This is a genomic window from Pinirhizobacter sp. (genome assembly GCF_035317885.1).
Taxonomy (GTDB): Bacteria; Pseudomonadota; Gammaproteobacteria; order Xanthomonadales; family Rhodanobacteraceae; genus Pinirhizobacter.
Genome location: NZ_DATHFX010000461.1, coordinates 1 through 9,680 on the forward strand (window position 1 = coordinate 1; position 9,680 = coordinate 9,680).

Here is a 9,680-nt window from a genome sequence, read left to right on the forward strand (position 1 = left end):
CCGATGGTGATAGTGGCGCCGTCCGCGGATTTGATCGGCAACGCATTGAGCGCCTCGATCGCCTCGGGGCTGTTGTTCAATTGCACGTGGTATTCGAAGGTGCCAATCTTGGCCGTGCCCACGGGAATGATCTGGTTCTGAGCGGCCAGCGCGGTGGCTACATCCTGGGCCGAGAGACCCTTCGCATGCAGCGCCTGCGGGTCCAGGTCGAGCGTGACCTGCCGCTGCTTGCCGCCATAAGGCGTGGGAATGGCCACGCCCGCCACGGATACCAGCGTCGGGCGAATCGAGTTCTGCGCCAGGTCGCGAATCGTCGATTCACGAATCGTGGCGCTGGACAGCGCCATTTGCAGAACAGGCACGGTCGAAGCGTTGTAATTGAGGATCAGCGGCGGAGTGATGCCCGGGGGCATCTGTTTGACGACCGTCTGCGAGATGGAAGTGACCTGGGCAGTCGCGGTGCGGATGTCGACGCCGGGCTGGAAGAAAATCTTCACGATGCCTGCGCCAGGCAGCGATTGCGATTCGATATGCTCGATGTTGTTCACCGAGGTCGTCAGCTGGCGTTCGTAGTAGTAGATGACGCGGCCGGACATCTGGTCCGGTGGCAGGCCGTTGTAGGTCCACACCACGCTGATCACCGGAATGCCGATGTCCGGGAAGATGTCCGTGGGCGTGCGCGCCGAGGCCAGTAGCCCCGCGATCAGGATCGCCAGCGCAAGCACCACGAACGTATACGGTCGTGACAGCGCGATGCGGACGAGTGCAAGCATGGAGCGACTCCTGGGACGGTGGTGCCCCTTTTGGGGCTGTCCGCAGGATGGGGGCCGAACCTTATGTCAACCTTTTGGCCAGTCCAAGGGTCGGCCTTCCATGCCGGGCCCGGCTCGACCTAGGATCGGCGGGGCAAGCGGATGTGCACGTGCAGTCCCGTGCCCTCGGGCGGTTCTCGCAGGTCCACCCGGGCTTCGTGCAGTTCGGCGGCGCGTTTGACGATGCTCAGGCCAAGCCCGAAGCCGGACGTCGGTTCGTTCGCGCCGCGCAGGAATCGGTCGAATACGGCCGCGCGACGCTCAGGCGGTATACCCGGCCCGTTGTCGCGGACATCGATCACCACCAGGTCCGGGCCGGCGTTGAGGTCTACATCGACCTTCCCGCCCACGGGTGCGTACCGCAGTGCGTTCTCGATCACATTGCGAAGCATCGCCGTCATGGCCGCCTCGTAAGCGGCCAGCACCATGCCCGGCTCGCTCGTGGCAAGGCTCATGGAGATATCCTTTTCCACGATCAGCGGCGCGAGTTCCTCGATGACGTCCTTGGCAAGCGCGACCAGGTCAACCCTTTCGCGTTCGCTGGCGGCGGCGCCTGCCTCGATCCTGGCCAGGGCAAGGATCTGCTCGATACGGCGGGCCAGGCGCTGCAGGCTTTGTTGCGCACTGAAAAGTGCCGATCCCGTGGCCATCGAAGCACCACTGGCGATCATCGCGCTTTCCAGATGGATCATCGTGGCTGTTAGCGGCGTGCGTAATTCATGGGCAACGTCGGCGTTGAAACGGCGCTCGCGTTCCAGCGCATTTTCGAGTCGTTCGAATTGCAGGTTCAAGGTTTCGACCAGGGGACGCAGTTCGGGTGTGGGTTCGGCTATCTCGACCGGTTGGCGGCTCCCGGGTGTGCGCTCATCCAGCTGCGAGGTAAGTGCGCGCAGCGGCGTGAGGCCATGGCGCACGGCAAGTCCGATCAGGACGGCCAGAAGCGGCAGGCCGATCAACAGTGGCAGGCTGTGTTCAAGCACCAGGCCACGCGTAATGTCCTGCCGGTTGTCCGATCGTTCTCCGATGCGGATCAACAGACCGGCACGGTTGCGCAGGGTGAATAGACGCCACGCGTGATCGTCGTGCCTTAGGTCGTGGAATCCCAGATCCGCGTCCGTAGGGGCAGGAAGGTCGGCCAGGTTCTCGGTCGCGGCGATAGGCGTGCCGTGGGGGTCATAAGCCTGGAAGCCGACTTCCGGCTCGTAGTTGTGCCGGCGCACCGCAACGACCACCGCCGGGGCCACGGCCGTGGCCAGGGATGATTGCGGTCCAGGTGCGTGCGCGGTCATTTCCTCGCTGTGCTCGATCAGATTGCCCAGGGTGCGGCCCGCCTGTGCCAGGCGGCCGTCGAGCAGTTGGTTCATTTCACGGCTTTCGCGCTGGTAGCTGATGACACCTAGCGGAATGAGCACGACCACCATCACCGCGATGTTCAACAGCGTCAGTCGTGCACCCAGCCCAAGGGATTTCATCGCGGCTCCCGCGGCACCATGTAACCGACGCCACGCACGGTATGGATCACTTCCGGGCTGAGTTTGCGCCTAAGCCAGTGCACCTGGACCTCAAGGGCGTTGCTGTCGATGCTCGGTTCAAGACCATACAGGGCATTCTCCAGCGTTTCCCGCCGCACGATGCGTCCGGCGCGCTCCATCAGTACGCGGAGCAGGGCAAACTCGCGGCGCGTGAGAATGACGGGCTGGCCATGGAAGCTCACCTCGGCAGTGGCAAGGTTCATGCGTAACTCCCCGGCTTCAACATAGCTGTCGGCCAGACCCTGTGCACGCCGGGTAAGTGAGCGTATGCGCGCAGCCAGCTCTTCCAGGTGGAAGGGTTTGATAAGGTAATCGTCGGCACCCAGGTCCAGGCCGCGTACGCGAGTCTGAACTGCATCGCGCGCGGTCATCACCAGGACCGGTGTGCGAATGCCGGTGCGGCGTGCTTCGGCCAATACCTCCAGCCCATCGCGGTCGGGCAGCCCAAGGTCCAGCAACACAAGATCGGCCGAACGATCGCGAAGCGCCTCGGCCGCCTCGCGCCCGGTGTGGAGCCATGTCACCGCGTACGACTGCTGCAGCAGTGCGTGGTGGATGGCATGGCCCAGTTGTTCGTCGTCTTCGACGAGGACAATATGCACGTTGGCGGACTCTCGGTGGCGGCCCCGGGACCGGAAGGATGAGGGTAGAAGCTTAAAGGGAGCTTATCCTGGCGTGGGACCGGCCAAGACCTGAAACAGAGGGAAACGGTCGTAGTTTCCTGACTGAAAGCTTATTTTGTTGTGCTGCACCACTTGCCAGCCGTCGCTCATGTGCGTAGTTTGAATTAATGTCGTATCGATCCCTCGCTCGCCCCTTGATGATGGCCATCCTGGCCGCCGCGCTTGCATGGGTGTTACCGGCTTTTGCACACGGCGACGTTTCCCCGCCGGTCGAAGGATCGATGGTGGCTGCATTCCATGCCGATGCCGGACACCATGCCGACCTCATCCAGGTCCCAGTCGCCGCAGACGATCACGATGTCGAAGACGCCGCGTTACCTGCGTCCTTGACCTACCTGCCAGCGATCGCACCCACACTATGCATTGACCCGCATGGTGAGCCCTCGCGGCGCGACCATCGCCCCACGCTCGAGTTGCGCCCTCCGATAGGCTGATCCCGCCTCGCCCAGCGGCCTCCGGCCGCGGCTCCCCGTTTTCCGCATGACACCCAGCTTGCGCTAATTCGCTCGCTCGCCTAACCCAATTCATGCTTGCCTCCCGCGTGCCGCGTGGGTGGCAGCATTCGCCTGGAGATTTCCATGAATCGCCTGATCAACGGTTTCGAATCGTTTCGCCGCGATATTTATCCCGAACAGCGGGAGCTGTTTGAACGCCTGGCCAGCGGCCAGAGCCCGCACACCATGTTCATCACCTGCGCCGACTCGCGCGTGATGCCCGAGATGATTTTCTGCGCACAGCCGGGCGATCTGTTCGTCTACCGAAACGTTGGCAACATCGTGCCCCCGTATGCGCAACATGTCAGCGGCGTGGTCGCAGCTATCGAGTACGCGGTAAAAGTACTGAAAGTCCAGCATATCGTGATCTGCGGGCATTCAGATTGTGGTGCCATGAAGGGCCTGCTCAATCCTTCCGAGCTCAGCGGTATGCCGTCGGTAGCCGACTGGCTCAAACATGCCGACGTCGCCCGGCACGTCGTGGCGGAAAACGCCTCCCACCTTCACGCGGATGAACATCTTCGCTGCCTGACCGAGGAAAACGTCGTGGGCCAGCTTGAGCACCTGCGCACGCTACCCGTGGTAGCGGCCGCCGTGGCCAACGGGTCGTTGAGCATTCACGGTTGGGTGTACGACATCGGCGAAGCGGCGATTCGCGTGTTCGATGGTGGCACCGGCCGCTTTGTCGACATTCCCTGCGATGGCACCCCGCTACCCCAAGCCACGCCCATGGCGCGGTTTGCTTCCACCGTGGCCACGGCGGCTTGAAGGATTTCGTATGAAAGGCTATTTCTCCCAAGGCTTGTTCGGACGCGACCTGCTTGGTTCGATCGTGGTCTTCCTTGTGGCACTTCCCTTGTGCATGGGCATCGCGATCGCTTCAGGCATGCCGCCGGCCACGGGGCTGGTCACCGGCATCATCGGTGGGCTGGCGGTGGGTGCCTTCGCGGGCTCACCCTTGCAAGTGAGCGGTCCGGCGGCTGGTTTGGCCGTGCTCGTGTTCGAGCTGGTGCAACGTTACGGTGTGGCGGCACTGGGCCCCGTGGTCCTTCTCGCGGGGCTGATCCAGGTGGCGGCGGGCCTTTGCCGTGTCGGCATATGGTTTCGCATGACGTCCCCGGCTGTCGTGTCCGGCATGCTGTCGGGCATCGGCATTCTCATCGTGGCGTCGCAGATCCACGTCATGCTCGATGCCAAGCCGCTGGCGCGAGGACTCGAGAACTTCGCTGCGTTGCCTGGTGCGCTGGCCATAGCCCTTCGCGGACCCGGCATCGCGGCGCTCTGCGTGGGCCTGGCGACCATCGGCATCATGCTTGCCTGGGAAAAGTTTCGTCCATCGAAGTTGCGCTTCGTACCTGGGGCGCTGCTCGCCGTGGTGGCGGTAACCGCCACAGTGCAGCTGCTTGGCATTGGCGTAAACCTGGTCAACGTACCGGCCAGCCTGGCCTCTGCTATTACGCTGCCCACGTTTGACAGCATGCGTGGCCTGCTTGACGAGAACCTGTTGATTGCGGCCGTCACCTTCGCCTTCATTGCCAGTGCCGAAACATTGCTTTCAGCCGCCGCGGTGGACCGTATGCACAACGGTGAACGCACGAAGTACGATAAGGAACTTACCGCGCAAGGTGTTGGAAACATGCTCTGCGGCCTGCTTGGCGCCCTGCCGATGACAGGCGTGATTGTGCGTAGTGCGGCTAACGTGCAGGCCGGATCGGCCACACGCATGGCGACGATTCTGCATGGAGCTTGGCTGCTGGTGTTGGCGATGCTGTTGCCATGGTTGCTGAACATGACGCCCGTGTCGTGCCTGGCCGGCATCCTCGTGTTCACCGGCGTCAAGATGGTGAAGTTCCGTCAGGTCAAGGAGCTGGCCGTCTACGGCAAGGGTACCGCGGTGGTCTACATGGCAACCATGGTGGCCATCGTGGCTACCGACCTGCTGGTAGGCGTAATCATTGGTTTCGGCTTGTCGCTTTTCCGCCTCGCCCTTCTGTCGTCGAAGCTGAGGGCCGACCTGCACGAGCATGACGAGCCGGGCCATGCCACCTTCAACCTGAAGGGCTCGGCGACGTTTCTGCAGGTGCCGGCGATGGCGCGCAAACTCGATGCCATGCGGGCCAACACGAAGGTGACCGTCGATATCACTGAGCTTAGCCACGTGGACCAGGCGTGCCTTGAGCTGTTGAAAGAATGGGAGCGCAATGCGCAATCGCGCGGCATCGAAATAGTGTTGGACTGGAACCAGCTGGACGAGAGGGTAGAGGGTCGCCAGGTGGCGTAAAGCGGCCGGTTGACGGAGCCGGCACTTTAGGCCGGCTCCGTTGCCTGGGTCTTGTGCTTGTACCTGCAAAGATCGTTGATCACGCACTGCGGGCAATCGGGCTTGCGCGCCTTGCACACGTAGCGGCCATGCAGGATCAGCCAGTGGTGCGCGTCGTGGAGGAACTCTGTTGGAATGACCTTCACCAGCTTGTCCTCCACCACGCGCACGTTGGCGCCCGGTGCGAGCCCCGTGCGGTTGGCGACGCGAAAGATGTGCGTGTCCACTGCCAGTGTCGGCTCGCCAAAGGCCGTGTTCAGTACCACGTTGGCCGTCTTGCGGCCAACGCCGGGCAACGACTCCAGTGCCTCGCGGTTGCGCGGCACCTGGCTGTCGTACTGCTCGACCAATATCCTGGACAGGGCAATGACGTTCTTCGCCTTGGTATTGAACAGGCCGATCGTGCTGATGTACTTCTTGAGCTTGTCTTCGCCCAGCTTCAGCAGCTTCGCCGGCGTATTGGCCACGGGGAACAGTTTGCGCGTGGCCTTGTTCACGCCGACATCGGTGGATTGCGCGGACAGCGCCACGGCAACCAGCAACTCGAAGGGCGTGGAGTATTCAAGCTCGGTGGTCGGGGGGGGATTCATCTCGCGCAGGCGCGAGAACATTTCGGCCACGTCGGCCTTCTTCATGGCGGTCCTTCCTGCTTGCGGGCGCGAGCGCGGGCCAGTGCGGCTTCGACCGGGCTCATCGCGGTGGCTGTCTTGCGACTGGCTAGATCGCGCTCGTGCGCAAGCGTGCGTGAAGCCAGGCGGGCCTCGCGGCGATTGAAATGCGCGCGGGCGCTGTCGGCGTGGTCGATGTCCACCTGCGTCGCCGGCATCGGCTCGAGCACGATGCAGTCGACCGGGCAGGCCGGTACGCATAGCTCGCAGCCGGTACAGTCATCGGCGACCACGGTGTGCATCAGCTTGCCCGAACCGATGATGGCGTCCACCGGGCACGCCCCGATGCACTTGGTGCAGCCGATGCAGTCGGCCTCGATGATGCGCGCAAGCAGGCGCGGTTTCTCCACGCCGTGCGTTGGATCCAGCGCCAGCGCGGACACTCCCAGCAGTGCACTGAGGATATCTATACCCGCCTTGCCCCCCGGCGGGCAGCGATTGATGGGCGCAGCGCCCGAGGCGATCGCCTCGGCATAAGGTCGGCATCCGTGGAAACCGCATTGCTCGCACTGGGTCTGCGGCAGTACCGCGTCGATCCGGTCGGCGAGCGTGGGCATCAGGAGGTCAGCGGACGGTGGCGCCTGCCGCTGCGCCCTGGTCGGCGTCGAGCAGGAAGAGATCGCCGCCGCCTGAACCTGCGGAGAGGATCATTCCCTCCGATACGCCGAAGCGCATCTTGCGCGGCGCCAGGTTGGCGATGAACACGACGTTGCGGCCCACCAGTGTCGCAGGCTCGCCATAGGCGGCGCGGATGCCCGAGAAGATCTGTCGCTTGCCAAGCACGCCCGCATCCAGCTCGAAACGCAGGAGCTTGTCCGAGCCCTCGACGAACTCGCATGCCAGCACTTTGCCAATGCGCAGGTCGAGTTTGGCGAAGTCATCCATGCTGATGACGGTTGCGTCGGTGTTGGTGGTGATCGTATCGGTCATGGTCTTGGGCGAGGCGGGCTTTTTGGCGGGCTTGGGGGCTTCGCTCGGGGCGAGGGAATCTTTCGATGCCTCGACCATCGCGGTGATGTGCTTGCCGTCGATGCGTGATAGCAACGCTTCGAACGGGCCGATGGCATGGCCGGGAAGCGCGCGGCGCGCGTCATCGAAGTTGTCGACGGGGGCGCGCAGGAAGATCTCCGCGGCGTCCACCGTCCGCGGCATGATCGGCTTGACCATGCCGGCGAGCAAGCGGAACGCCTGCACGGCGAAGCTGCAAACCTGGTGCAGCGCCTCGCGCTGGCTTTCATTCTTGGCCATGGCCCATGGCGCGGTGGCTGCGATATGGCCGTTGACGATGTCGGCCATGGCAACGAAACGACGCGTGACTTCCGCCAGTTCGTCGTCTCGGTAGAGCTGGGCCACCGGCTCATAGAGGGCCAGCAGTTCCTTCCACAGTGCAGCCTCGGTGGGCGCCAGGCCCAAAGAGAGCTTTCCATCGAAGAACTTGTGCACGAAACCCGCGGTTCGGCTGGCGATGTTCACCCACTTGCCCACCAGGTGCGAGTTCACGCGCTCCTCGAAGGCTTTCAGGTCGAGGTCGACGTCCACGGGCGCGGGGCTCAGCAGCGTAGCGAAGTAATAACGCAGTACTTCCGGGTGAAGGCCCGATTCCAGATAGGTGCGCGCCTGGATGAAGGTGCCGCGCGACTTGGACATCTTCCCGCCGTTGACGGTGAGATAGCCGTTCACGTGCAGCGCCGTGGGCGTGCGCATCTTCGCCCCGTGCAGCATGGCCGGCCAGAAAAGGCCGTGGAAATTGATGATGTCCTTGCCGATGAAATGATGCAGTTCCGTGTCGCTGCCTTCGGCGAGGTAGGCATCGAAATCGATGCCCTTCTCATTGCACAACGCCTTGAAACTGGCCAGGTACCCCACCGGCGCATCCAGCCACACGTAGAAATACTTGCCCGGCGCGTCGGGAATGGGGAAGCCGAAGTAAGGCGCGTCGCGGGAGATGTCCCAGTCGCGCAGGCCGCCGTCGAGCCATTCCATGAGCTTGGCCACCACGCCCGGGTTCGCCACGGCGGCGCCGTGGGTGGTCTTGCCTGCGAACCAGTCGCGCAGCAACACCTCGAACTTGCCCAGTTCGAAGAAGTAGTGCTCCGAATCGCGCAGCACGGGCTTGGCGCCGGACATCACCGAGTACGGATCGATCAGGTCGGTCGGTGCATAAGTGGCGCCGCAGTTTTCGCAATTGTCGCCGTACTGGTCGGCCGTGCCACAGACGGGGCACGTGCCCTTGATATAGCGGTCGGGCAGGAACATGCCGCGCTCGGGATCGTACAGCTGCTTGATGTCGCGGCGGGCGATGAAACCGCCATCGCGCAGGCGGGTGTAGATCAGCGAGGCCAGTTCCTGGTTCTCGGTCGAATGCGTGGTGTGGTAGTAGTCGTAGCTGAAGCTGAAATCGCCAAAATCCGCTTCGTGGCCTTCGCGGATGGCCGTGATGAAGACCTCCGGCGTAACCCCGGCTTTTTCCGCGGCCAGCATGATCGGCGTGCCATGCGCGTCGTCGGCCGCCACGTAGTAAACCTCGTGGCCGCTCATGCGCTGCGAACGTGCCCAGATGTCGGCCTGGATATAGCCCAGCATGTGGCCCAGGTGCAGCGGGCCATTGGCGTAGGGAAGGGCGTTCGTGACGAGGATGCGCGCCATGTCGGGACCGGGCGGGGAGTGACCGGTGATTATGGCATGTGCCCGGCGACCCTTGCAGTCGCCGGGCCTGGATTGCGGGGTTATTCCTGGCGCTGCCAGACCTGGCTGCGGCCCATCAGCGAGAACCCGATGTAACCGCGCACGTTGAGCTTGCGACCGCCGTCGTCGAGGGACATCTTCGCCTTGTAGATCTTGCCGTTCTTGGGATCCAGGATCTGCCCGCCGTTCCACTCATCGCCATCCTTCGCCAACCCCCACAGGATGGTCATGCCCTCCACGGGCTTGTCCTTCCGCTCGCCGTCGCAGGCTTTGCAGACCGGATTGGGACCGTCGTCGGACTTGAGCACTTTGATGATCTTGCCTTCCAGCTTGCCGCCGGCTTCGGTGATCTGCACCAGGGCCTTGGGCTGGCCGGTCTTGTCGTCGATGGTCTTCCAGGTGCCTACTGGCGTAGCCAGTTCGGCGGCGAAGGCCGCCAAGGGCCCGGCCACCAGGGCCAGGGCGAAGGCGGCGTGGAACAGTGCT

Annotated in this window: 9 protein-coding genes; 2 read left to right on the top strand and 7 right to left on the bottom strand. The window is 63.4% G+C overall.

The annotated features are described in order from the left end of the window. From VK519_RS15180 to VK519_RS15190, 3 genes are all read right to left on the bottom strand, one after another. Nucleotides 1–773 (bottom strand): efflux RND transporter permease subunit (locus VK519_RS15180; RefSeq protein WP_324351121.1); only part of this gene is annotated, 773 nt, incomplete at its 3' end. Between the two features lie 119 nt (nucleotides 774–892). Beyond that, nucleotides 893–2,284 (bottom strand): sensor histidine kinase, encoded by a 1,392-nt coding sequence (locus VK519_RS15185; RefSeq protein WP_324351123.1) that lies wholly within the window; start codon nucleotides 2,282–2,284, stop codon nucleotides 893–895. Then, complete coding sequence (locus tag VK519_RS15190) at nucleotides 2,281–2,946, bottom strand: response regulator (RefSeq protein WP_324351125.1); 666 nt, start codon at nucleotides 2,944–2,946, stop codon at nucleotides 2,281–2,283. Before VK519_RS15190 ends, VK519_RS15185 begins: the two co-directional genes overlap by 4 nt. A 659-nt stretch (nucleotides 2,947–3,605) precedes the next feature. Here VK519_RS15190 and VK519_RS15195 point away from each other — a divergent pair. Together VK519_RS15195 and VK519_RS15200 are read left to right on the top strand one after the other, a co-directional pair. Beyond that, the gene (locus VK519_RS15195; protein WP_324351127.1) at nucleotides 3,606–4,289 is read left to right on the top strand and encodes a carbonic anhydrase; all 684 of its coding nucleotides are present in this window, start codon (nucleotides 3,606–3,608) and stop codon (nucleotides 4,287–4,289) included. Between the two features lie 10 nt (nucleotides 4,290–4,299). Then, nucleotides 4,300–5,802 (top strand): SulP family inorganic anion transporter, encoded by a 1,503-nt coding sequence (locus VK519_RS15200; RefSeq protein ID WP_324351130.1) that lies wholly within the window; start codon nucleotides 4,300–4,302, stop codon nucleotides 5,800–5,802. A 26-nt stretch (nucleotides 5,803–5,828) separates the two neighbouring features. Here the strand turns inward: VK519_RS15200 and nth are convergent, their stop codons facing one another. From nth to VK519_RS15220, 4 genes are all read right to left on the bottom strand, one after another. Further along, on the bottom strand, nucleotides 5,829–6,476 hold the full coding sequence (gene nth, locus VK519_RS15205; protein WP_324351132.1) for an endonuclease III: 648 nt from the start codon (nucleotides 6,474–6,476) through the stop codon (nucleotides 5,829–5,831). Continuing rightward, a complete protein-coding gene (locus VK519_RS15210) occupies nucleotides 6,473–7,066 on the bottom strand; it encodes an RnfABCDGE type electron transport complex subunit B (RefSeq protein ID WP_324351134.1) in 594 nt (197 codons plus the stop codon). The genes nth and VK519_RS15210 overlap by 4 nt, the downstream gene beginning before the upstream one ends. 7 nt (nucleotides 7,067–7,073) lie before the next feature. Further along, on the bottom strand, nucleotides 7,074–9,155 hold the full coding sequence (gene metG, locus VK519_RS15215; protein ID WP_324351135.1) for a methionine--tRNA ligase: 2,082 nt from the start codon (nucleotides 9,153–9,155) through the stop codon (nucleotides 7,074–7,076). Between the two features lie 80 nt (nucleotides 9,156–9,235). Beyond that, nucleotides 9,236–9,676 carry a DUF2147 domain-containing protein gene (locus tag VK519_RS15220; protein ID WP_324351136.1) on the bottom strand — a complete coding sequence of 147 codons (441 nt, stop codon included), beginning with the start codon at nucleotides 9,674–9,676 and terminating at the stop codon, nucleotides 9,236–9,238. Between the last annotated feature and the right edge of the window lie 4 nt (nucleotides 9,677–9,680).